17 protein-coding genes and 3 pseudogenes are annotated in these 21,924 nt (G+C 73.0%); 10 read left to right on the top strand and 10 right to left on the bottom strand.

Annotated features, from left to right (window positions below; all coding sequences use genetic code 11):
- Positions 1-186 precede the first annotated feature (186 nt).
- Entirely contained in the window at positions 187-1,410 is a 1,224-nt protein-coding gene (locus KSP35_RS13255; protein WP_216996152.1) for a trans-acting enoyl reductase family protein, read from the bottom strand.
- Positions 1,411-1,573: 163 nt separating this feature from the next.
- Here KSP35_RS13255 and KSP35_RS13260 point away from each other — a divergent pair, with 163 nt between their 5' ends.
- Positions 1,574-1,792 (top strand): homing endonuclease associated repeat-containing protein, encoded by a 219-nt coding sequence (locus KSP35_RS13260; protein WP_216996154.1) that lies wholly within the window; start codon positions 1,574-1,576, stop codon positions 1,790-1,792.
- A 53-nt stretch (positions 1,793-1,845) separates the two neighbouring features.
- A complete protein-coding gene (locus KSP35_RS13265; RefSeq protein ID WP_216996156.1) occupies positions 1,846-2,049 on the top strand; it encodes a hypothetical protein in 204 nt (67 codons plus the stop codon).
- Between the two features lie 105 nt (positions 2,050-2,154).
- Here KSP35_RS13265 and KSP35_RS13270 read toward each other — a convergent pair whose 3' ends face one another.
- The gene (locus KSP35_RS13270; RefSeq protein ID WP_216996161.1) at positions 2,155-4,329 is read right to left on the bottom strand and encodes a DUF11 domain-containing protein; all 2,175 of its coding nucleotides are present in this window, start codon (positions 4,327-4,329) and stop codon (positions 2,155-2,157) included.
- Positions 4,330-4,845: 516 nt separating this feature from the next.
- Between KSP35_RS13270 and KSP35_RS13275 the strand changes: the two genes are divergently transcribed.
- From KSP35_RS13275 to KSP35_RS13285, 3 genes and pseudogenes are all read left to right on the top strand, one after another.
- Positions 4,846-6,057 (top strand): acyl-CoA dehydrogenase family protein, encoded by a 1,212-nt coding sequence (locus KSP35_RS13275; RefSeq protein ID WP_216996162.1) that lies wholly within the window; start codon positions 4,846-4,848, stop codon positions 6,055-6,057.
- A 223-nt stretch (positions 6,058-6,280) separates the two neighbouring features.
- Positions 6,281-6,511: pseudogene (locus KSP35_RS25930) on the top strand (PAS domain-containing protein); the annotation flags it as partial.
- 149 nt (positions 6,512-6,660) lie between these two features.
- Positions 6,661-7,584, top strand: coding sequence for a GGDEF domain-containing protein (locus KSP35_RS13285; protein ID WP_254126752.1), 924 nt, complete (start codon positions 6,661-6,663; stop codon positions 7,582-7,584).
- A gap of 72 nt (positions 7,585-7,656) precedes the next feature.
- Here the strand turns inward: KSP35_RS13285 and KSP35_RS13290 are convergent, their stop codons facing one another.
- From KSP35_RS13290 to KSP35_RS13295, 4 genes and pseudogenes are all read right to left on the bottom strand, one after another.
- Positions 7,657-9,927, bottom strand: coding sequence for a DUF4214 domain-containing protein (locus KSP35_RS13290; protein ID WP_216996164.1), 2,271 nt, complete (start codon positions 9,925-9,927; stop codon positions 7,657-7,659).
- Between the two features lie 290 nt (positions 9,928-10,217).
- Positions 10,218-10,787 (bottom strand): annotated as a pseudogene (locus KSP35_RS25935) (DNA primase small subunit domain-containing protein); the annotation flags it as partial.
- A 16-nt stretch (positions 10,788-10,803) separates the two neighbouring features.
- Positions 10,804-10,995: pseudogene (locus KSP35_RS25940) on the bottom strand (hypothetical protein); the annotation flags it as partial.
- Positions 10,996-10,999: 4 nt separating this feature from the next.
- Positions 11,000-12,964 carry an ABC transporter ATP-binding protein gene (locus KSP35_RS13295; RefSeq protein WP_217002229.1) on the bottom strand — a complete coding sequence of 655 codons (1,965 nt, stop codon included), beginning with the start codon at positions 12,962-12,964 and terminating at the stop codon, positions 11,000-11,002.
- 219 nt (positions 12,965-13,183) lie between these two features.
- On the opposite strand from KSP35_RS13295, the gene KSP35_RS13300 reads away from it, so the two are divergent.
- Together KSP35_RS13300 and KSP35_RS13305 are read left to right on the top strand one after the other, a co-directional pair.
- A complete protein-coding gene (locus KSP35_RS13300; protein WP_216996165.1) occupies positions 13,184-14,650 on the top strand; it encodes an HD-GYP domain-containing protein in 1,467 nt (488 codons plus the stop codon).
- A gap of 182 nt (positions 14,651-14,832) precedes the next feature.
- Entirely contained in the window at positions 14,833-15,342 is a 510-nt protein-coding gene (locus tag KSP35_RS13305) for a TadE family protein (protein WP_216996166.1), read from the top strand.
- Positions 15,343-15,496: 154 nt separating this feature from the next.
- Here KSP35_RS13305 and KSP35_RS24420 read toward each other — a convergent pair whose 3' ends face one another.
- Positions 15,497-15,724 carry a hypothetical protein gene (locus KSP35_RS24420; protein WP_254126754.1) on the bottom strand — a complete coding sequence of 76 codons (228 nt, stop codon included), beginning with the start codon at positions 15,722-15,724 and terminating at the stop codon, positions 15,497-15,499.
- A gap of 101 nt (positions 15,725-15,825) precedes the next feature.
- On the opposite strand from KSP35_RS24420, the gene KSP35_RS24425 reads away from it, so the two are divergent.
- The gene (locus KSP35_RS24425; RefSeq protein ID WP_254126755.1) at positions 15,826-16,695 is read left to right on the top strand and encodes a hypothetical protein; all 870 of its coding nucleotides are present in this window, start codon (positions 15,826-15,828) and stop codon (positions 16,693-16,695) included.
- A gap of 67 nt (positions 16,696-16,762) precedes the next feature.
- On the opposite strand, the gene KSP35_RS13315 is transcribed toward KSP35_RS24425, so the two are convergent.
- On the bottom strand, positions 16,763-17,650 hold the full coding sequence (locus KSP35_RS13315) for a cupredoxin family copper-binding protein (RefSeq protein WP_216996167.1): 888 nt from the start codon (positions 17,648-17,650) through the stop codon (positions 16,763-16,765).
- Positions 17,651-17,763: 113 nt separating this feature from the next.
- Positions 17,764-18,369 carry a LuxR C-terminal-related transcriptional regulator gene (locus KSP35_RS13320; RefSeq protein ID WP_216996168.1) on the bottom strand — a complete coding sequence of 202 codons (606 nt, stop codon included), beginning with the start codon at positions 18,367-18,369 and terminating at the stop codon, positions 17,764-17,766.
- A gap of 281 nt (positions 18,370-18,650) precedes the next feature.
- Between KSP35_RS13320 and KSP35_RS13325 the strand changes: the two genes are divergently transcribed.
- Positions 18,651-19,517, top strand: coding sequence for a ferritin-like domain-containing protein (locus tag KSP35_RS13325; protein ID WP_216996169.1), 867 nt, complete (start codon positions 18,651-18,653; stop codon positions 19,515-19,517).
- On the top strand, positions 19,514-20,239 hold the full coding sequence (locus KSP35_RS13330) for a ferritin-like domain-containing protein (RefSeq protein ID WP_216996170.1): 726 nt from the start codon (positions 19,514-19,516) through the stop codon (positions 20,237-20,239). The genes KSP35_RS13325 and KSP35_RS13330 overlap by 4 nt, the downstream gene beginning before the upstream one ends.
- A 246-nt stretch (positions 20,240-20,485) precedes the next feature.
- On the opposite strand, the gene KSP35_RS13335 is transcribed toward KSP35_RS13330, so the two are convergent.
- Positions 20,486-21,910 carry a sulfatase gene (locus KSP35_RS13335; RefSeq protein WP_216996171.1) on the bottom strand — a complete coding sequence of 475 codons (1,425 nt, stop codon included), beginning with the start codon at positions 21,908-21,910 and terminating at the stop codon, positions 20,486-20,488.
- Between the last annotated feature and the right edge of the window lie 14 nt (positions 21,911-21,924).

Consider the following 21,924-nt stretch of genomic DNA (forward strand, 5'->3'; position numbering starts at 1 on the left):
CGATCGGTGGCGCCGCGATCGGCCAGCCGGCGAGCGGGCCCGGCGACAGGCATGTCGGCACGCACCCCGGTCGGCCCCGGGGGCTCCCTCACCGGTAGGTCGTCGTGCGCAGTGGGCCCATGCCAGGTCTACGAGGCCGAGACCGACCTCGTACGGCAGAACGGGGTTGCGAGCCGGACTCGCTGCTCAGTCGAGGACGTCGAAGCGGAGGCCGGCGTGGGCCTCGAGCCGCTCGACGAGGGCGTCGCCGAGGACGGTCGACGGGGTCCAGAAGCCGCCGGCCACGTCGTCGCCCAGCTCGCCGAGGGCGACTGCGGTCTCGCCCAGCACCTTGGCGGTGCTGCCGTAGCCGGGGTCGCGGTCGCCGGTGACCCGGGTGCGGATGGTGCGGCCGTCGGCGGTGGTGCCGTGGAAGCGTATGTCGAAGCCGCCGGCTTCCTGGGCCTGCGGGCTGGGGCCGGTGCCGGGCTTGGGCACCACCTTGCCCACCAGCTTGCGGGCGGGGCCCAGCGCGGTGAGCCCGAGGCCGGCGGCCAGTCCACCCGAGACGGCGGTGGCCTTGGCGAGGCCGAGCGGGCCCGAGCCCATGCTCATGGCCTCGTCGTAGGTGAAGGCCGGGCCCCACGGGCGACCGAGCAGGGCGTGGCTGCGCTGCACGACGCGGGTGTTGACCGCCGCCATCACGAACGGGGCCAGCCACTCGCCGGTGACCCGGTCCTTGGTGGGGCGGGTGGTGTCGGGCTGGGGCGGACCGGTGCGCAGGTCCGCCGGGGCGAGGGCGTAGGGGTCGGCCAGGAGCTTGCGCAGCTCGGGGTCGGCGGCCGCCTCCTCCACCAGGTTGAGCATCGAGGCGATGGTGCCGCCGCTGGCCCCGCCCTTCATGGTCTCGACCCGCATGGCGATGGCCGTGCACGGCTCGCCGAGTGCCTCCTGGGCCCGCTGCTGGGTGAACCACACGCCGAGGTCCGACGGGATGGAGTCGAACCCGCAGGCGTGGACGATGCGGGCGCCGCTGGCCTCGGCGGCGGCGGCGTGGGCATCGATCATCCGCCGCATCCACTGCGGCTCGCCCGTGAGGTCGGCGTAGTCGGTGCCGGCGGCGGCCACGGCTGCCACCAGCTCGGACCCGTGGAGGGCGTAGGGCCCGACGGTCGACACCACCACCCGCGTCGACGCCGCCAGGTCGGCGAGCGCCGCCGCATCAGAGGCGTCGGCCACGATCCGCTCGACGTCGGCACCGGTGTCCGCCGCCACCTGGTCCAGCTTCGACGCGCTCCGCCCGGCGATGGCCCACCGCAGCGGTCCGTCGGCGCCGTGCCGCTCCACGAGGTGCCGGCAGAGGATCTGGCCCACGAAGCTGGTGGCCCCGAACACCACGAGGTCGTACGGGCGGTCGGCGTGGCGGCGCATCCGCCGAAGGTACCCGTGACCGGACGACCCGGCGGCCGCTGCGGCCCGCCCGGCGGGCCCGAGCGTTCGTCATGGAGGCCGCCACCCGAGGTCCGTCCTGCATGCACGCCGAACGGACCGCCGAGCCACCACCCGCCATCGCCCGACCGGGAGGTGGGCGCTGATGGCGAGGCACTGGACCGACGGGGAGCTGCTCGACCACGTCCGTGCGGCCGCCGAGGCGTGCGGCCAGCCCCTGCGCATCGTCCAGTACCGCGCCTGGGCCCGCCAGTCGAAGGCCCGACCCAGCGAGAGCGCGGTGGTCCACCACCTCGGCCCGTGGGGCTCGGTCCTCGAGCAGGCCGGCCTCGTCAACGACCGCCGGTACCGCGTCTGGCGCTAGCCGTGCCGGGTACCCTCGCCCGCATCCCTGCGGACGAAAGCGACGAAACGGCCATGTCAGACGTGGACGACGAGCCCTCGGTCGACCTCCTCGCCGAGCGGCTCGGTGCCCCGCAAGGGGCCGAGGTCCGGGCGATCCTCGAGCACCACGACCTCGCGGTGCTCGACGCCGCCGACCTCGCCCGACTGCGCAAGATCGAGCGGGCCTACCAGCGCCTGGCGGCCCTGGTCACCGCGCCCGACGACCTCGCCACCTGAGCGGCTCGGGCCCGTAGGGCCCGAGCCCGCCTGCTCGGGCTGCAAGAGGACGACGAAGGGGCCGGCGCGGCCGCCGGCCCCCTCATCGATCACCGCCGCCGGCGCTCAGGCGGCACCCCGCCGGCGCCGAGCGCCGACGAGGACCACACCGCCGAAGACCAGGGAGGCGCCGGCCAGGGCCAGGCCCAGGACCGAGGCGCCGGTGACGGGCAGCGAGCCGATCCGCACCGTGGGCTTCGCCGACGAACGAGGCGCGGGCGGAGCGGCGTGGCGGTGCTCGATGGTGACCGGGACCGGTACCGGCGCGCCGACCGGGACCGTGGGCGGGGTGGTCACCGGGCCCGTGGGCGGGGCGGTGGTCGGCACGGTGGGCGGGACGGTCGTCGGGACCGTCGTCGGCACGGTGGGCGGCTCCTCGATCGGCACCCTGACCGTGCTGGGCGGCGAGGTGGCGGGCGGGCCGGTGGGCGGGACGCCGGTCGCCGTCGCCGTGTTGACGACCTGGCCAGCGGCGGTCTCGGGCCGGGTGATCACGTAGGTGACCGGGCCGCAGGTGACGCTGGCCCCCGGGGCGAGCGCCCCGGTCGGGCAGGTGACGTCGATCTTCGGGTCGTCGACGGTGATGTGCGCGAGGGTGACGTTGCCGGTGTTGGTGACCTCGAACCGGTAGTCGATCGTGTCGCCCGGGTTGCCGACGATGCCGTCGCCGTTGGCGTCGACGATGGCGCTCGCCGACTTGTCGAGCGCGATGGCGGGCGACGCCGTGCCGGTGATGGTCTTGGTGTCGGAGTCGGTCACCGTGCCGCCGGACAGGTCGGTCCCCTTCGTGGTGGCGACGTTGACGACCTTGCCGGCGTCGACGTCGGCCTGGGTGGTCTCGTACGTCGCGGTGCAGGTCATGGTGGCGCCCACGGCGAGCGACGAGGGGGCCGCCGGATCGCAGGTGAGGGCGGAGAGGCCCGGCAGCGGGTCGGTGATCGTGACGTCGGCCAGCGGGTCGCGGCCCGTGTTGGTGGCGGTGAACGTGTAGGTGATGGTCTGGCCCGCTGCGGTGAACGTGGTCGGCGAGGCGGACTTCACGAGGTCGATGGCCGGGTCGATCACGCGCAGGGGCGTGTCCGCCGGCGGGTACAGGCCGATGAGGCTGGTCATGTTGCCGGGACCGTTGACGTAGGAGCCCGCGGTGTCGGACGTGACGTCGACGGTGATGGTGCACGAGGCCTGATCGAGGCCGAGGTCACCGCCCACGGCCGAGACCTGGCCGGAGCCGGCGGCGGCGGTCACCGCGAACGAGCTGCCGGCGAGCTGGCCGCAGGTGCCGCCCACGTTCGGGGTGGCGGCCACCCGGACGTCGGCGGGGAGGGCGTCGGTGAAGGCCCAGTCGGTCTTGGCCTCGAGCTCGGCGGTGTTGGTGACGGTGAAGGTGAGCGTGGACGGGGCCCCGGCCCGGATCACCGGCGGGGAGAAGGACTTGTCGAGCTGCGGGGTGATGTCGACGATCTGCGGCAGGTCGAAGGCACCGTCGTTGCCCGTGCCCGACGCCGTCGTGTTGCGGAGCCGGAGCCCAACGACGCTGTTGGTGCCGATCGGCATCTGGATGGCGCGCGACTGGAGCTTGGCCACCCGGACGTTGCCCATCTGGACCGAGCTGGGGTCCGTGCACGGGTTGAGGTCGGTGCCGAGGACGACGGGGCTGCCGTCCACGACCAGCTCGAAGGTCAGCTTCGGCTGCGAGGCGAAGCAGTTCTGGGCGCCGAAGATGGCGGACACCGCGTAGTAGTGGCCCGGGATCGTGGCGATGCTGCCGTTCGAGGACAGCAGGACGCCGGCCGCCTGGGTGCCCCCGACGCTGTTCGTGTACGCCGACAGGATCTGGTTGGAGGCGGCTTGGGCGGGGGTCATCCCCTGGTAGGTGCCCATGTCCACCGCCATCTCGCCGAGGTTGCCGAACCCGTCGTTGCGGTCGCACTCGTCGTTGTCGGTCACCGCGGGCGTGCCGCCGTTGGCGGGGAGGGGGGTGCCCTTGGCCATGATCCAGCCGTTGCAGGCCGAGGCCCCGGGGCTCCACGCGGCATCGGCGGAGTAGGTGAGGCCCTCGGCGTCGGGCCCGCCGGTGTAGCTCCCGATGCGGATCGGTGCGCCGGAGGCGCTCTGGTTGGAGAAGTCCTCGCTGTAGATCGGGATGCCGGCCGAGGGGACACCGGGGTTGCCCGGTGCGGCGGCAGCCACCGTCGGCGCCGTGGCGTCGGTGGCCAGCGCGAAGGTGCACGCGGCGAGCACCGCCAGCGTTGCGAGGACGGCGCGTCCGCCTCGGCGCCAGGCGGCGGCGAGCCGAGGTCGGCCGGAGCGGACGGGAAGGCGCCGGGAGGCCCGGCGCCCGTGGGGTGGGGTAACGCTGTTGGTCTGCACGGGGGAGGCAACGCAGCGTGCTGGCCGTCATGACGAAAACCCCCCGATTTCGGTCACGATGTGCCCACTGTCCCACCAATCGACCACCCAGCGTGGCATCGGTCACCACCGCAGCTGGCGCTGCCGACGCACGTGTCGGCGGCCGTCCGTCATGGCGGGGCGTCGGGCTCGTTGACCACCTCGAGGGACGCGAGGGGCCCTCCCGCCCGCTCCTCGCCCCGAAGCTCGGCGCCGGGCGGCCGTCTCCCCCGACGGCTGCCCGGCCCGGGTGGACGACCGAGGCGCGCTCGTCGACCGTGGACGCCCGTGGGTGCCGGCTCGACCTGCCCCTCGCCGCCGACCACGGTCCGCGAGAACTTGACCGGCGGGTCAAGTTAGGGTCCGGCCATGGCCACCACCGACACCGCTGCCCCCGTCGATGCCGAGACCACCGTCGCTGCCCAGGTCGATCGCCTGCTCCGCGAGCACCCGCCGGAGACCACCGACGCGGTCGCCTTCCTCGGCGCCCAGTTCGACCTCGGCCTGGCGTGGGTGAACTTCCCCGCGGGCCACGGCGGCCTCGGCCTGAGCCCCAGCCTCCAGCCCGGCATCCAGGGGCGCATCGCCGAGGCCGGCGGCCCGCAGCCCTACGGCCGCAACCCCATCGGCTACGGCATGGGTGCGCCCACGGTCGTCACCCACGGCAGCGAGGAGCAGAAGGCCCGCTACCTCCGCCCGCTGTTCACCGGCGAGGAGGTGTGGTGCCAGATGTTCAGCGAGCCCGGCGCCGGCTCCGACGTCGCCTCGCTGGCCACCAAGGCCGTGCGCGACGGCGACGAGTGGATCGTGAACGGCCAGAAGGTCTGGACCACGCTGGCCCACCTCGCCCGCTGGGGGATGCTCGTCACCCGCACCGATCCCGACCAGCCCAAGCACAAGGGCATGACGTACTTCGTGGTCGACATGCAGGACCCCGGCGTCGAGGTCCGCCCGCTGTTCCAGATCACCGGCGAGGCCGAGTTCAACGAGGTGTACCTCACCGACGTCCGCATCCCCGACGCCGAGCGGCTCGGCGAGGTCGGCGAGGGCTGGCGGGTGTCGCTCACCACCCTCATGAACGAGCGCGTGTCCATCGGCGGACAGGTCCCGCCCCGCGAGGGCGGCTTCATCGGCGAGCTCATGAAGGTCTGGCGGGGCCTGCCCGAGGATCGCCGCGGCCCCGTCGAGCGCGACCGCATCACCGGCCTCTGGATCGAGGCCGAGGTCCTGCGGCTCACCAACATCCGGGCCGGCCAGAACCGCGCCGTGGGCACGCCCGGGCCCGAGGGCTCCATCGGCAAGGTCCTGTCCGCCACGCTCAACCAGCGCATCGGCGAGGCCGCCGTCGACCTGCTCGGCGCCGAGGGCCTGCTCAAGCCGGGCGGCTACCCCATGGAGCGGCCCAAGCACGCCGCCATGTGGGTCGACGCCCACCAGGCGTTCCTCCGGGCCCGCGCCAACTCCATCGAGGGCGGCACCACCGAGATCGCCAAGAACATCATCGGCGAGCGGGTGCTCGGCCTCCCCGGCGAGCCGAGGGCCGACAAGGCCGCGGCCTGGAAGGACGTCCCCCGCTCGTAGGACGCAGGCGGCGCGGCCCTCCCGGCGCTCATCATCGGCGCCCTCCCGCCGACGGAGAGGGCGTGGAGGCGGATCGGATGGACCAGCACCGGACGGGCGCGGCGGCTGCCGGCGAACGGTGGCGGGCGAGGTGACGCCGGCCGTGGCGGTGGATGCGGAGCGGGCCAACGGGCTCGGGCCGTTCGAGGACCCGGAGATGGTCCGGCGGTTGATCGACGACGGCATGGTGCTGTTCCTCGGCATCGGCGGCGACGGCCGGATCAGCTGGATCGGCCAGTCGAGCGAGGCCGTGCTCGGGCGACCGGCCGCCGAGCTGCTCGGCGCGCCGGCGCTCGCCCTGATCCACCCCGACGACCAGGACCTCGTGGTCTCGACGTTGGCCGAGTCGGCCCGCAATGCGGACGAGCGCATCCTCGCCGTGCTGCGCATCCGCCACGCCGACGGTCGCTGGCTGAACCTCGAGTTCGGCGGCATCGACCTGCGCGACGACCAGGGCCAGGGCACCTTCCTGGTCTGGGCCGCTCCTACGAGTCGGCCCACCGGCTCACCGCCTTCCTCGACTCGCTCCTCACCGCCGCCGACCGGGACGACCTGTTGCGTCAGGTGGTCGAGTGGTGCGACGCGCTCATGCCCTACAGCTCGAGCCTGGTGCTGGCCCGCTCCGACGACGGCACGTACCGGACCGCGGCCTCGGCCCCCGGGCTCCCTCTCGAGCTGGGCGCCGGCCTGGTGGTCGACCGCGACGCCCAAGGCCCGTGGGGCGAGGCGCTCGCCCAGCGCACGCCGGTGCAGGCGCCGGCCGGCGCGCTGTCGGAGGTGCTCGCCGCCGCTGCCGACGAGGCGGGGATCGCGGCGGTGTGGGCCATCGCCGTGCCGGGCGGCGACCCGGCCGAGCCCGACGGCCTCCTCGTGACCTGGCGGCTGCGGCCGGGCCCGCTGCTCGCCACCCACCTGCGCCACGTCCAGGAGGCGTCGCGGCTGAGCCAGCTGGCCTTCGACTGGGCGCGCAGCCACTCCGACCTCGTGGTGGCGGCCACCACCGACTCGCTGACCGGCGTGGCCAACCGGGCCCAGCTGCGCACCTCGGTGGACGCCGACCACTCCGCGGTGGCCGCCCTGCTCTTCTGCGACCTCGATCGGTTCAAGGTGCTCAACGACCGCCACGGCCACGCCGTCGGCGACCTCGTCCTGCGGGCCGTGGCCGACCGGCTCCAGGGCGCCGTGCGCTCGCGCGACCTGCTCGTGCGGCTGGGCGGCGACGAGTTCGCGGTGTGGTGCCCCGAGCTGCGCAGCGCAGATGACGCCACCTACGTCGCCGAGCGGATGCTCGCTTCGCTGGCACCGCCGATCCGCATCGCCGGCCGCGTCCACCGCGTCACCTGCAGCATCGGCATCGCCGTGGCCACCAGCGCGCCCGACGCCCCCGATGCCCACCCCGACCTCGAGGTCCTCCTGCGTCGCGCCGACCAGGCGCTCTACCAGGCCAAGGCCGCCGGCGGCTCCCGCTTGGAGCAGGCCCTCAGCTGAAGCGGCCGCGGCTGCGGTCGGGGCGGGGACCGGCGCCGCCCCGAGCCCAGGGCTCGGGACGGCGCACGGCGCTCAGAGCTTCGACAGGTCGAGCCAGATGAAGCGCGGCCGGTAGAGGGTGTTCTGCGGCAGGTCGGCGAACGTGCCGCCGACGCGGTCGTTGCTCCAGCCCACCAGGATCCGGTTCGGGTTGGCCGGGTCGTGCACCGCGGGGTGCGCCTGGGGGAGGTACGACGAGTAGCGGCCGACCGCACCGATGGAGGGGTCCTCCGGGATGTCGTAGGCGGCCACGGGCTGCGGGTAGTCGAACGTGTTCCACGGCCCGGTGGGGCTGGACGCCCGGTACACGACCAGCTGGTTGTTCTGCACCTGGTCCGGGTTGTAGGCGGGCAGGTTGGTGGGCCCGGCCGGCGCCATCGGGTCCGTCGCGGGGTCCAGCCCGACGGCGGGCACCACCACGAAGGTGAGGTAGCCCTGGTCCGACTTCACCACGCTGTCGATCGGGTGGTCGGCCACCGAGACCGGGTTCGCCGCGCTGGCGCTCCAGGTGGATCCCCCCGAGTAGTAGCGCCACGACGTGAAGTTGGTGAGGTTGCCGGTGGTGGTGCGGGCCACGAAGGTGCGCGAGGCGGCGAGGAAGCACTCGATGTCGGTGCAGTCCGGATCGCTCCACTGCCCGTAGACGTAGGTGTACGAGCCGTCCTCGAGGATGGCGTTGCCGAACAGGATCCGGGCCGCATGACCCGTGCTCGGATCGGTGTACAGCGGCGAGGGCGGGGTGAGGGTGGGACCCACCTGGGCGAGCGTCGAAGGGTCGAGCGAGCGGATGAGCCGCCGATCGGGGTTGGCGGCGTCGCCGTAGCCGACGTCCATCAGGAACGACCGCAGCACCGCGCTGCTCCCGGTCCCCTCCACCACGGCGGCCGCAGGCCAGAACGAGTGGCCGGCCGGCAGCCCGCTCGGCGGGAAGAAGTCACGGGCCTCCCCGGTGGCGGGGTCGGTCTTGTAGAAGCTCTGGAAGCCGGCGGTGCCGCCCGTGGTGACGACCGTGTTGTGGAGCCACGTCATGTCGAAGGAGCCGTCGGGCTTCACCCGTCGGTAGGTCCCGTCGGAGCCGGGCCACGTCTTCGTCAGGGTGCCCACGTTGGAGTCGCCCATCGACCAGTAGACCCGTCCGTCCGGGAGCAGGGTCGACCGCGCCCCGTCCCCCTGCGTGACCCCGACCGGCTTCTCGTAGCGGGTGAAGAGGTCGTCGTAGGCCGCGGCGCGCACGACGGGTGCGACCACCTGCACCCGAGCCTCGTAGGACGCCCCGCCGAGGAGGGCCACGATCACGACGGCCCGGGGCGTGGTGCCCCAGGAGGTCGCCTCGGCGGCGGTGGGCGTGCGGCGCAGCAGCCCGGTGTAGATGTTCACCAGGTCGACCTGGACGGCCGTGTCGTTCTTGAACTCGTTGCTCTGGCTCAGCGTGAGCATCATCTCGGAGCGGCTCGTGCCGGTGTTGAGCTTGTTGAGCCAGTAGGCGCCGCCGCTGGGGTCGGGCGCCCGGTGGAACACGTTCTGGTACGCCAGGTCCACGAACTGGCCGTTGTTCAGCGGCCCGTAGGTGTTCTGGAACTCCGAGGACCCTGCGAAGTTGGCCGAGACGGTGGCGAGGGTCGTGCCGGTGCGGGTCCGGTTGGTCCAGTAGGTCAGCCCGCTCGGGTCGGGCAGCCGCCCGAAGTAGGCGATGTAGAGCCGCGTGACCGGGCTCTGGACCTGCCAGTAGGCGCTGTCGATCAAGGTGCCGATGGCGGCCGCCGGCGTGAGCGTGCCGTTGGTGATGGACGTGCGCCAGGAGGTGAGCTGCGCCGACGACGGCGCCGAGCCGGTGAGGTCCTGGTGCTGCTGGGTCGTGAAGGCATCGACCGTCGTGAACGGCGGGGTCGCCGCCAGGGACTTCGGCGAGGTGGCGCTGGCCCAGGTGCTGTTCGAGGCTCGGACCGTGAACCGGTAGACCGTGCCGGCGCTGAGCCCGGTGAAGGTGGCCCGGGGCGAGGCCACCGGGAGGTCCTGGTAGGACGCCGCCGTCGTGGCCGTCCCGACGAAGAGCGAGACCCGATACGAGCTGGCGACCGGGACCAGGCTGCAGGGCTGGAGGTCGACGGTGAGCGTCGACGCCGAGGCGCCGACCACCTGCGGGGCGACCGGGCTGCACGGCGGCGGGATGGGCACCGCCGCGCCGGCGGGAGCGCCGGCCGCCGCCACGCCGAGGGCCAACGCCGCCGTCGCCAGGAGCGCCGCAGCCTTCCTCGCCCTCGTCGGACCGCCGTCCGGACGTCGTGAAACCAACATGCTGCGCATGTGCGGAACCCCCTGGTGCTCGCCGTGTCGCCTGTTGGCCCGGGTCTAACACCGCTCACCCGACCGGGCGAGGAACACCCGTTCCAACGCCGTGTCGTCGGTCGAGGGCGGCCCCTCAGCTGAAGCGGCCGCGGCTGCGGTCCGGGCGGGGACCGGCGCCGGCGTCGTCGAGCAGCGCCTCGAGCGTGCCCTGGCGAGACTCGATCGACCGCGTGGCGCCGCACGTCCTGCCAGGGGTCGCCGTCAGCCTCCAGGCGGGCGGGCACCGATTCGATGGTGAAGGTGTCGGGCCGGAGCGCGCCGTCCTCGAGCTCGTCCCACGTGATGGGCGTGGCCACCGGCGCACCCCGGCGGGGCCGCACGGAGTACGGCGCCACCACCGTCTGGGCCCATCCGTTGCGGTTGGTGTCGACGAACAGGCGGTCGCCCCGCTCGGCCTTGCGGAACTCGGCGGTGAGGGTGTCCGGGTGGCGGGTGGCCAGCAGCCGGGCCACGTCGTGGGCGAAGGTGGCCACCGCCTCGGTGTCGGCTCCGCGGTCGAGCGGCGCCACCACGTGCAGGCCCCGGGACCCGGTGACCTGGAGGTAGGCGGGCAAGTCGAGCTCGTCGAACACCGCACGGGTCTGGCGGGCCGCCTCGCGCACGTCGTCGAAGTCGTCGCCCGATGGATCGAGGTCGACGATGAGCAGGTCCGGGTGGTCGAGCTCGTCGATGCGGCTGGGCCAGCGGTGGAACGACACCGTGCTCAGGTTGGTGAGGGCGAGCAGCGCGGCCTCGTCGCCGACCAAGGGGTGCAGGACCGTGCCGCCCTCCTTGTCGACCTCGAACAGGGGGGATCCACTTGGCCACGCCTCGGCCACCGGACTTCTGGTAGAAGCCGCTCTCGCCGATGCCCTCGGGGAAGCGCTGCAGCATGAGCGGCCGATCGGCCAGGTGGCGCACCAGGTGCGGCGCCACCGCGTGGTGGTACGCCGCGAGGTCGGCCTTGGTGTAGCCGTCGCCGGGGAAGAGGACCCGCTCGGGGTGGGTGATGGTGACGGTCCGGCCGTCGACCTCGTAGGCGGGCACCCCCTCACTCCAGCACAGCGGCTCGTTCCCCGCGCCGCTCCTGCTGGTCGGCGCCCTCGGGCTCCACCTCGATGCGGACCAGCTCCACCGTCGCAGCGTCGGCGGCCGCTACGTGCTCGGCGGCCCCCGTGGGCCCGGCGAACTGGGTGCGGTGCAGCTCGGCGTAGCGGCCGTCGGCCGCCAGCAGCTCGGCGTGGGTGCCCCGCTCGACGATCCGGCCCGCCTCGACCACGAGGATGGCGTCAGCCTGGCGGATGGTCGAGAGGCGGTGGGCGATCACGATGGCCGTGCGGCCCCGGAGCGCGTGCACCAGGGCGGCCTGCACCGCGGCCTCCGAGGTCGAGTCCAAGGAGGCGGTGGCCTCGTCCAGGATGACCACGCGGGGCTCGGCCAGCAGGATCCGGGCGATGGTGAGGCGCTGGCGCTCGCCGCCGGAGAACCGGTAGCCACGCTCCCCCACCACGGTGTCGAGCCCCTCGGGCAGCGAGCGCACGAGGTCGCCGAGGCGAGCCTCGTCCAGGGCGTGCCAGATCTCGGCGTCGCCGGCTGCCGGCTGGGCGAAGCGCAGGTTCTCGCGGACCGTGTCGTGGAACAGGTGGCCGTCCTGGGTGACCAGGCCCACCGTGGCCCGCAGGGCGTCGAAGGTGAGGTCCCGCACGTCGGTGCCTCCGACCCGCACCGTGCCGGAGTCGACGTCGTAGAGCCGGGGCACCAGCGAGGCGATGGTCGACTTGCCGCTGCCGGACGTGCCCACCAGGGCCACGAGCTGGCCCGGCTCCACGGTGAAGGAGATGCCGTGCAGCACCTCGTCCCCACCTCGCCGGTCGAGCGTCGCCACCTCTTCGAGCGAGGCGAGCGACACCTTGTCGGCCGAGGGGTAGGCGAAGCGCACGTCGTCGAACGCCACCGCCACCGGTCCGGCCGGGACCACCGGCGCGGCGCCGGGGCGCTCGGTGATGAGCGGCTCGAGGTCGAGCACCTCGAACACCCGCTCGAAGCTCACCAGCGCCGACATGGTGTCCACCCGGGCCGAGGCCAGCGCGGTCAGCGGCGCGTAGAGCTGGTTCAGCAGCAGGGCGAGGGTCACCACGGTGCCGGCCCCCAGCCGCCCGCGGAGCGCCAGCCAGCCGCCCAGGCCGTAGACCAGCGCGAGCGCGAGGGCCGACACGAGGGCCAGGGCGGTCATGAACACGTACTGCCCCATGGCGGTGCGCACCCCGATCTGGGCCACCCGCTCGGCGCGGGAGCCGAACTCGTCGGCCTCACGGTCCGGGCGGCCGAACAGCTTCACGAGGGTGGCGCCGGGGGCGTTGAACCGCTCGGTCATCTGGGTCGTCATGGCCGAGTTGTGGTCGGCCGCCTCCCGCTCGAGGTGGGCGAGCCGGCTGCCCATCCGTCGGGCCGGGAGCACGAACACCGGCAGCAGGACCAGCGCCAGCAGGGTGATCGCCCACGAGAGCTTCAGCATCACCACGAGGGCCAGGGCGAGGGCGATCACGTTCGAGACGACACCGGACAGGGTCCCGGTGAAAGCGCGCTGGGCGCCGATCACGTCGTTGTTGAGCCGGCTCACCAGCGCGCCGGTGCGGGTGCGGGTGAAGAAGGCCACCGGCTGGCGCTGCACGTGCCCGAACACGGCGCGGCGCAGGTCGAGGATCAGGCCCTCGCCGATCCGGGACGACTGCCAGCGCTCGGCGATGCCGACCACCGCGTCGACCACCGCGATGAGGGCGATGAGCACCGCCAGGGTGAGGACCCTGCCCTCCCGCCGGCCGTGGGTGAGCTCGTCGACCACCTGGCCGGCCAGCACCGGGGTGGCGACGGTGAGCACGGCGCCGGCCACGCTCAGGGCGAGGAACGCGGCCAGGCTCCGGCGGTGCGGGCGGGCGAAGCCGGCGATGCGCCGCAGGGTGGCCCGGCTCACCCTCCGGTGCGGCTGGTCGCCCTTCTTGGCGCTCTCGAGGGCCATCCAGTGGTTGAAGTCCATCTGCATGGGGCCCACCCAACACCCTCAACCTCACTTGAGGTCAAGTGCGAGCTTCCGCGAACTTGTGGGCCCAGGCTGCCGCTTTCGGCGCTCTGGGCCCACAAGTTCGGAGAGGGGGGTCGTCGCTCGAACGGGTGGGCCCGCTCGGGGTGCTCACCTCGGCGCCCGGGCTGCCGACCGAACGGGGTGGACCGACGACGGGTGGTGCGACAGGTGGTGCTGGCCGGGCCCGTGCTCGCGCCCGTCGCCCTCCTGTTCCTCCTGCGCTCGGTGCCCCGCCTCGACATCGGGTACCAGGACGCCGACTTCCACCTGGTCTTCGTCTCCGCCATCGCGGCGTGCGCCCTCGCGGTGGCGGTGGTGGCCGGCTCTGCCGGTGCTCGCTCGGCGCACTACGGCCCGGTGTGGCTGGCGGTGGGGTGCCTGGCCGTCGGCACCCTCATGGTCGGCCACGGGCTCACCACGCCCGGGGTGCTCGGCCAGCCGCCGAACCTCTGGGTGGCCCGGCTCCCGTACCTCGCCATCCTGGCGTTCGCCGCCGCCCTCGCTCTCGCCAGCCGGCCCCGCAACGCGGCCTCGTCCCGCCTCGCCACGCGCTACCCGCGAGCGGTGATCGTGGTCGCCGCGGCGGCCTGCAGCACCCTCGTGGCGGCCGTCGTGTCCGACCCCGCCCGGCTCTCGGGCCTGCAGCCGCTCGGCGCCGAGGACGCGCTGCACTGGGCGGCGGTCATCCTCGGGAGCGCGGCGTTCCTGGTCCTCGCCGTCGTCCACTGGCGCCGGTGGGTCCTCGGCACCGATCCGGTGCAGGTGGCGCTGATGCTGGCCGCCAGCATGTCGGCCGCCGCCCTCTGGTCGCTGCGCTTCGGCGAGCTCTGGCAGCTCTCGTGGTGGGACTACCACGGCTTCCTGCTCGCGGGCTTCGCCGGCGCCGTCTACGCGATCACCGTGCGGTACCGGCGCACCCTCGCCGTCGAAGGCGTCCTGGCGGCCACCTTCGAGACCGACCCCATGGTCCACATCGTCGACGGCTACCCCGATGCGCTGAAGGCGCTGGTGCGATCCGTCGAGGTCAAGGACCGCTACACCCACGGCCACTCCGAGCGGACGGCTCGCTTCGCCGTGCAGCTCGGCATCCGCCTGGGGCTCCCCGAGGACCGCCTCCGGGCCCTGGCTCGGGGCGCGTACCTCCACGACGTCGGCAAGATCGCCATCCCGGACGAGATCCTCAACAAGCCCGGTCGGCTCAACCCGGAGGAGCGGACGATCATCGAGACCCACCCCGAGGTCGGGCACGGGCTGGTCGAGCCGGCTGCGTCGCTCGCCGAGGCCCTGCCGGTGGTGCTCCACCACCACGAGCGCTGGGACGGCACCGGCTACCCGCACGGCCTCGCCGGGTCGGACATCCCCCTCATCGCCCGGGTCGCGGCCGTCGCCGACGTCTGGGACGCCCTCACCTCCGATCGCAGCTACCGCGCCGGCATGGCCCCGCGGGTCGCCCTCGCCCACATCGTGGCGGGGCGCGGCACCCACTTCGAGCCCCGCGTGGTGGACGCCCTGGTCTCGCTGGCCGCCGACCTGGGCTACCGGACGGCCGACGAACCGGGCGACGTCGAGGTGGCCGAAGCGGCCACCGAGACCTGCCACGAGGCCACCGCCACCCGGGCCTGACGGTCCGCGATCCGAGCAGGTGCTCGGATTCTTCCGGCGAAAGGCTGCAGAACCCGAGCGCCCTGCCGATGGAGCGGGACCGAACGGCGACCGGGGAGGGGTCAGCGCATGAGCACGAGGAACGCACGCGCCCGGCCCCAGCGCTCCGGGCTCCGCCCCGCCCGCCGGCACGACCAGCGGGGGTGGCCCTCGTGGAGTTCGCCTTCATCGCGCCGGTCCTGGTCGTCCTGCTGCTGGGCATCGTCGACTTCGGGATCAACCTCAGCAACCAGATCTCGCTCCGCCAGGGGGCGCGCGAGGGCGCCCGCCAGGGTGTCGTGGCCAACTTCGGCACCACGACCTCGTGCGGCGCCACCTTCACCACCCCCGGCTCCACGAACATGCAGAAGCTCATCTGCCTCACCAAGGCCCGGTCGGACCTCACCGCCACCAACGTGTCGGTGGCCATCCGCTTCGACCCCGGCAGCAGCTCGTACCCCGCCGGCACCAGCACGCCGCCGGTGGGCAACGGCCTCCTCGTCTGCACCGCGGCGCCGCTCCAGAGCCTCAGCAAGCTGTTCTCGCCCGCCCTCGACGGCAAGTACTTCAAGACCAAGACCGTCATGCGCATCGAGAAGGCCTCCGGCGTCGCCGAGAGCCAAGCCAACGAGGCCGACCCGACGGGCGCGAACTGGAGCTGGTGCACGCCGTGATCGGGAACCCGCCCCGAGCCCGCCACCCCCTCGGCCACCGGCGGGCGGACCCGGGCCGCGAGCGGCGCCGCGACGAGCGCGGCGCGGTGCTGGTGCTCGCCGTCACGTTCATGCTGGCGCTGCTGGCCATGGTGGCCCTCGTGGTCGACATCGGCTACGCCAAGCAGTACCGCCGCCAGGCCCAGAACAGCGCCGATGCCGCGGCCCTGGCCGCCGCGCAGGACCTCACCGGCACCGCCAGCGGCGCCACCACGGCGGTGGCCACCGCCAAGGCCTGGGCCCTCAAGAACGACAGCCAGATCTCCGCGGCGTCCTGGGCGGGCTGCCGCGACGCGGGCGCCCTCCCCGTCACGCCCGACACGGCCAGCGACAACCGGTGCATCTCCTTCTCGGCCGACTACCTGTCGATCCGCGTCCGCGTCCCCCCTGCGCATCCAGCCGATCTTCTTCGCCCGGTCCATCGGCCGCACGAGCGGGCTCGAGGTGGACGCCGCCGCCCGCGCCGGCAAGGTGCTCGGCAACAGCACCACGGCCACGGCGGGCCCGTGCGGGCTGTGCCAGATCGGGCCGAACAACACCCTCAAGCTGGGCGGCGGGCCCACCATCACCGTCACCAACGGCGCGGTGCAGGCCCACAACCTGGCCCCCGACGGCATCAACTCCGTCAGCCCGCTGCCCATCGGGTGGTTCAACCAGCTCCAGAACGGCGGCAACTGCTCGCGCTGCACCTACACGAAGTTGGCCAGCGCGGTGCCGAACCCCTTCGCTGCGGTGACGGTCGACTACACGGGGCTCGTCGTCGACGACAGCAACATCAACCTGCCGGGCTCGATCCCGCTGCAGCCCAACCGGATCTACCGGCAGAGCGTGACGATCAACAGCGGCACCGTCACGCTGGCCCCGGGCACCTACTACTTCCGCAACGGCTTCAACGTGAACGGCGGGACCCTCCAGGGCACCGGCGTGACGCTGGTGCTGGCGTGCGAGGCGAAGTGCAACGGCTCCAGCGCCATCGGCAACTTCAACTTCAACGGCGGCACGGTGAACCTCTCGGCACCGACCACCGGCCCCTACGCCGGCCTCTCGATCGTGGCCGACCCGACCTCCGGCGACCCCGGCGTCCCGAGCCGCTTCAACGCCAACGTCACCTTGGCCGGTGGGGTGTACCTCAAGAACACCGGCTTCGAGACCGGCACCTCCGGGCGGGGCCTCACGTCCTGGACGGTGGTCAGCGGCGGCCAGGTCAACCTGAACCAGGGCTACGTGACCATCGACAACCAGGCGTACCACGACGCCGTCGGCGGCAGCTCCAGCTCGGGGTCCGCCACCGGCAGCATCGCCCTGCTCGACTGAGGCCGGGCGCGGCACGGCCCGCCCCGGAGGGCGGGCCGCAGGCGCCGGAGGTCAGGTGGGTCGGCGATCAGCTGCCGACCATCACCCGGCCCTTCATGTAGGTGTGGAAGTGGCACTCGTACTCGTAGGTGCCGGCCTTGTCGAAGGTCACCGAGTCGGAGTCGCCCTTGCCGAGGTCCTTGGTGTCGAACTCGGTGGGGCCGTCGGTGCTCTTCGCGTCGTGCATGGCGCTGTCCTCGTTCGTCCAGGTGATGGTGTCGCCCACCTTGATCGAGATCTCCTTGGGCCCGAAGGCGAAGTCGGCGATGTCGACCTTCTGGTCGCCGCCCTTGGCGTCGCCCGAGCCCTTGTCGTCGCTCGAGCCCTTGCCGCTCGAATCGTCGCCCGAGCTCGTGTCGTCGCCCGAGCCCTTGCCGCTGCTGTCCTCGTCGCCCCCGCCGCCGGCCGGCAGCTTGGAGTAGCCGATCTGGCCCTCCCAGGTGGCCTTCGAGCCGGCGTCGCCGGTGCGCGCCACCCAGGTGGTGGCCAGCCCGCCGGACAGCACGAGGAGCACCGCCAGGGGCAGGGCGGCCTTGGCGAGGCGGGCCTGGAGGTCGCCGCCGCCGCTCTCGCCGTCGACCTTGGCCTGCCGGCGGTCGACGTAGAGCGCCGCTGCGGCGAGGAGGAAGAACACGATGACCATCGGCCGCGTCTGCAGCGCGAGGTGCTCGTGGCGCTCGATGAAGTCGCTCTCCCCCAGCGTGTCCTCGAGCTCGCGTCCCGATCCGATCGCCAGCTGGACGGCGATGACGGAGGCGCCGGTGGCCCCGGCCACGAGCGGCAGCAGCCACGAACGCCACCTCGGCCGGGCCAGCGCGGCGATGGCGCCGAGCAGGGCGACGGGCACGAAGACCACGGGGACGTGGACGATCAACGGGTGGATGGGGAGGCCGTTGAGCTCCGAGGGACCGATCATGGGACATCTCCTGGGGTGCGGCGCTGAGGAGGTTCCTACTCCCCAGCCAGCACCTGTGCCGGGGAACCATCGCGTTTGGGGGGCCGGCGCGACGGGCCGGAGGACGGGAGCGCTCAGGCGGTGGGCCGCTGCAGGGCCGGGAGCAGGCCGCGACGGGCGGCCACGATCACGAGCTGGAGCGAGGAGTTGCAGTCGAAGGCGCGGTGCAGGGCCTTGATGTGGTCGCGGGTGGTGGCCACCGCGATCTGGAGCTGGCGGGAGATCTGCTGGGCGGGCACGCCGGCGCCGAGGAGCTGGAGCACCTCGTACTGCCGCGGCGTCAGGCCGGCCTCGCGAGCGGCGGCCGAGGCCCGATCGTCGTGGGCCGTCTCGGGCAGGTGGCGCTCAGCGGCACCGGGCTCGAGGGCGTCGAGGAAGGTGGGCAGCGGCACGGTCGCGCACACCACCACGTCGGCACCGGTGGCGAGCAGCAGGTCGGCCAGCGCGTGGTCGAGGTCCCCCACCACGGCGAGCACCCGCGCCCCGGGTGCGCAGCTGCGGGCCTGGGCCAACGCGTCCTCGAGGCCCGACCCGAAGGTGTTGCTGCACACCACCACGACATCGGCACCGCCATCGGCCTCACACGCCTCGTACCGGGGGTCGGCCTGCACCGCCTGGAGGAGCGCCTGGCCGAACAGGCCGCTGCGCTCCTGGACGGAGATGCGGTGGGTCCTGGTCATGGCTGCTTCATGCCTGGGGCGGTCATATGCACAGGGGTACGGACCGGGAGGGTCACCTGGATGGGACCGGGGTCACGGCAGCCCGAACGGGGGACATCCCCCTTTTTGGGGGGGACCCCGCTCTCATCCGGAGGGGTACGTCGCCCCGGACACAGCACGCACCACCGGTGACGGACCCGTCCCAACTGGTGGCTGATCGGAGTCCGTTGCGCACCCACCACCCGGTGGGGACGGAGCACCTCCGCCCCGCACTCCGCAAGCAACCCTTGGAGAAGGAACCGATGACCGTCGATGAGAGGGGCCTCCGCGAGCTGATCGTGGAATCCCAAGACCTGCAGAGCGACGCTCTGCGTGACATGAACGGGCAGATGAGCGGCCTCGCCGACATCCGCGAAGAGCGCCGCAAGAACGGCGTCGACCTGGATGCGCTGAACCGCTTCAACGTCGGCCGCCGCGACGCCATCAAGAACGGCGGCATGGGCCTCGGCGCCTTCGCCGCCCGTGGCGCCATCGTCGGCACCTTCGGCACGGCGCTCGCCGGGCTCCTGGCCGCTCCGGCCAGCGCTCAGGACGGCGGGGTGGACGTGCAGATCCTGCAGACCGCCGCCTCGCTCGAGAACCTGGCCGTCGCCACCTACAAGGCGGCCCTCGGCCTGGACTTCATCAAGAACGGCAACAAGGTCGTCGTGGCCTTCGCCGAGATGACGATGAAGCAGCACGGCGAGCACGGCGATGCGTTCAACGCCATGGCCAAGCAGCTCGGTGGCAAGGAGCAGAAGGAGGCGAACGCCAAGTACAACAAGGTGGTCTCCGATGCGCTCCCGAGCCTGACCGATGCCCCCAAGGTGGTCGACCTGGCCGCCACCCTCGAGCAGGTCGCCACCGAGACCTACGTGGCCAACATGGCCCTCCTCGAGGACAAGGACACCAAGGCCCTCATGGGCAGCGTGATGGGCGTCGAAGCCCAGCACCTGGCCGTGCTCCGGGCCGTCGGCGCCCTGCTCTCCGGCGGCGACGCCGGGGCGGCGCTCATCGCCATCCCCACCGACGTCGCCAAGCTCCCGGCCGCGGCCGGCAGCGTGAGCTTCCCCGAACCCTTCCAGGCCACTGACATGGCCAGCCCGCCCGAAGAAGGAGCGGTCAAGTGAGCAACGAGACCATGAACGACACCACCATCACCGAGGAGCCCAAGGGGCTCCACAACAAGGTGCTCGGCCGCCGGGGCTTCCTCGGCGCTGCTGGGGCACTCGGCGCAGCGGCGTTCCTCGCCGCCTGCGGCAGCGACAGCGACAGCGATGGCGGCACCGCCACCACCGCTGACAAGTCGACCACCACCGCCGCCGACGGCGGCTCCACCACCACCGCTCCCGCCAGTGGCGGCGGCGGCGACCTCAAGGTCGCGGCCTTCGCCGCCAGCCTCGAGGTCCTCGCCGTCAACACCTACGGTGCGGCGCTCGACGCTGCCGGCAAGGGCAGCCTCGGCGACGTCCCCCCGGCCGTGGCCGAGTTCGTCACCACCGCCCAGAAGCAGCACCAGTCTGCTCTGGACAAGTGGAACGAGGTCCTCAAGGGCGCCGGCGAGGACGAGGTCTCCGACCCGCCCGCCGACCTCGAGAAGACGGTCAACGACGCCTTCGGCAAGGTCAAGGACGTCGGTGGCGCCGCCAAGCTGGCACTGATGCTCGAGCAGATCGCTGCGGCGACCTACCTCTCGGCCATCCCCACGCTCAGCGACGAGGGTGCGATCAAGCTCGCCGCTTCGATCCAGCCCATCGACATGCAGCACGTCGCCGTCCTGAACTTCGTGCTCGGCGAGTACCCGGTGCCGGACACGTTCGGCTCCACCGACATGGCGGCCAGCCCGTCCTGATCCGTCCCCCGGTTGCTGACCTGTCCGGACAGCGACCACGGTGACCGGCCGGCGTGGTCGTGGCCCTTCGGGGCTGCGGCCACGCCGGCCGTCGTTTTCCGCCGATGCGTGCGGCCCCCGACTGGCGCGTGGTGCCGGTTGCCGACATGATGCACGTGGAGCTCGCCCTCCCTCCGGATCCGCCGCCGGGGGTAGAGGGCGAGCTCCACTTCGTTCCCGGCCTCTGACGCTGGTGGCTCCGTTCGATCAGCCTCGGTCGGTGAGGTCGTACTCGGCGAGGTAGTAGGGGTGCTCCGGGTCGTAGGTGGTGAGCGGCACCGGGTCGGGCACCCGCCCCACGGGCCGCCGGTCCTCACCCGCGCGGCCGGTGCGGGCATCGCCCAGCGAGCGGCGGGCCGCCTCGACGTGGACCTCGATCGCCGCCTCGACGTCGGGGTGCGCGGCGAGCACGTCGTGGGCCTCGCCCGGGTCTTCCTCGAGGTCGTACAGCTCGCGTCGGACGCTGCCGTGCTTGGCCAGGTGCAGCTTCCAACGGCCCACCCGCACCGCCTCGAGGTCGTCCATCCAGTAGTAGAGGAACGCCTCGTGCGGTGAGGTGGCCTCGGGGTCCTCCAGCAGCGCGGTGATGTCGCAGCCGTCGATGGTGCGATCGTCGGGCAGCGTCGCACCGCACGCTGCGGCCAGCGTGGGGTACAGGTCCATGGCGGTGGCCACCTCGTCGGTGGTGCGGCCCGGGGCCACGTGGCCGGGCCAGCGCACGATGCACGGCACCCGCATGCCGCCCTCCCACGTGGTGGTCTTGGCGCCCCGCAGCGGCTGGTTCGATCCGCCGTCGATGCCGCGCGACCCGTTGTCGCTGGTGAAGATCACGATGGTGTCGTCCTCGAGGCCCAGCGAGCGGAGCTCGTGCACCAGCACCGCCGTGGCCCAGTCGATGGACGCCACCGCCGCGCCGTAGGGCCCGTTCGCCGACTGCCGGGCGAAGCGCTCCTGCACGTAGATCGGCACGTGGACGTACAGGTGGGCCAGGTACAGGAAGAAGGGATCGTCGCCGCAGTCGCGGAGGAAGCGCACGGCCTCGGTGACGTAGCGCTCGGTGAGCGAGGCCTGGTCCGGCTGCTGCTCGATGACGTCGTGGTCGAGCAGCAGCGGCAGCGGCGGGAGGTAGCGCGGCTCGGCGCCGGGCGGCGGTGCGAACGGCCCCTCGGCCATGGGCGCCTGGCGGCCCATGTCGTTCGAGTACGGCAGGCCGAGGTAGTGGTCGAAGCCGTGGTTGGTGGGGAGGAAGGCGGGCTGGTCGCCGCAGTGCCACTTGCCGATCATCTGCGTGCGGTAGCCCGCCGAGCCCAGCAGCGCACCGAGGCTGATCTCGCTGGGCGGCAGGCCGAGGCCCTGGCCCGGGAACAGGACGGGCAGCCCGTCGAAGGACCCGAAGCCGATGCGGGGCGGGTAGCACCCGGTCAGCAGCGCACCGCGCGACGGCGAGCAGACCGGCGACGCCATGTAGAAGCTGTCGAACCGCAGGCCCTCGGCGGCCAGGGCGTCGAGCGCCGGCGTCTGGTTCCGCGTCGAGCCGTAGCAGCCGAGGTCGCCGTAGCCGAGGTCGTCGCAGTTGATGAGGACGACGTTGGGCCGCCGTGCGGGCGCGTCGGCGGTGGGGTCCGGAGCCATGGCCCGGAACGTAG

The sequence above is a fragment of the Aquihabitans sp. G128 genome, from assembly GCF_019048865.1.
Lineage (GTDB): Bacteria > Actinomycetota > Acidimicrobiia > Acidimicrobiales > Iamiaceae > Aquihabitans.

What these genes read in the sequence shown, in the direction of transcription:
- KSP35_RS13275 (WP_216996162.1), top strand. Translation starts at nt 4,846, where the DNA reads ATGGCCACCACCGACACCGCTGCCCCCGTCGATGCCGAGACCACCGTC.
- KSP35_RS13290 (WP_216996164.1), bottom strand. Translation starts at nt 9,927, where the DNA reads ATGCGCAGCATGTTGGTTTCACGACGTCCGGACGGCGGTCCGACGAGG.
- KSP35_RS13265 (WP_216996156.1), top strand. Translation starts at nt 1,846, where the DNA reads ATGTCAGACGTGGACGACGAGCCCTCGGTCGACCTCCTCGCCGAGCGG.
- KSP35_RS13325 (WP_216996169.1), top strand. Translation starts at nt 18,651, where the DNA reads ATGACCGTCGATGAGAGGGGCCTCCGCGAGCTGATCGTGGAATCCCAA.
- KSP35_RS13260 (WP_216996154.1), top strand. Translation starts at nt 1,574, where the DNA reads ATGGCGAGGCACTGGACCGACGGGGAGCTGCTCGACCACGTCCGTGCG.
- KSP35_RS13255 (WP_216996152.1), bottom strand. Translation starts at nt 1,410, where the DNA reads ATGCGCCGCCACGCCGACCGCCCGTACGACCTCGTGGTGTTCGGGGCC.
- KSP35_RS13320 (WP_216996168.1), bottom strand. Translation starts at nt 18,369, where the DNA reads ATGACCAGGACCCACCGCATCTCCGTCCAGGAGCGCAGCGGCCTGTTC.
- KSP35_RS24420 (WP_254126754.1), bottom strand. Translation starts at nt 15,724, where the DNA reads ATGCACCGGTTGTCGCTGGCCGTGTCGGGCGTGACGGGGAGGGCGCCC.
- KSP35_RS13315 (WP_216996167.1), bottom strand. Translation starts at nt 17,650, where the DNA reads ATGATCGGTCCCTCGGAGCTCAACGGCCTCCCCATCCACCCGTTGATC.
- KSP35_RS13335 (WP_216996171.1), bottom strand. Translation starts at nt 21,910, where the DNA reads ATGGCTCCGGACCCCACCGCCGACGCGCCCGCACGGCGGCCCAACGTC.
- KSP35_RS13295 (WP_217002229.1), bottom strand. Translation starts at nt 12,964, where the DNA reads ATGGCCCTCGAGAGCGCCAAGAAGGGCGACCAGCCGCACCGGAGGGTG.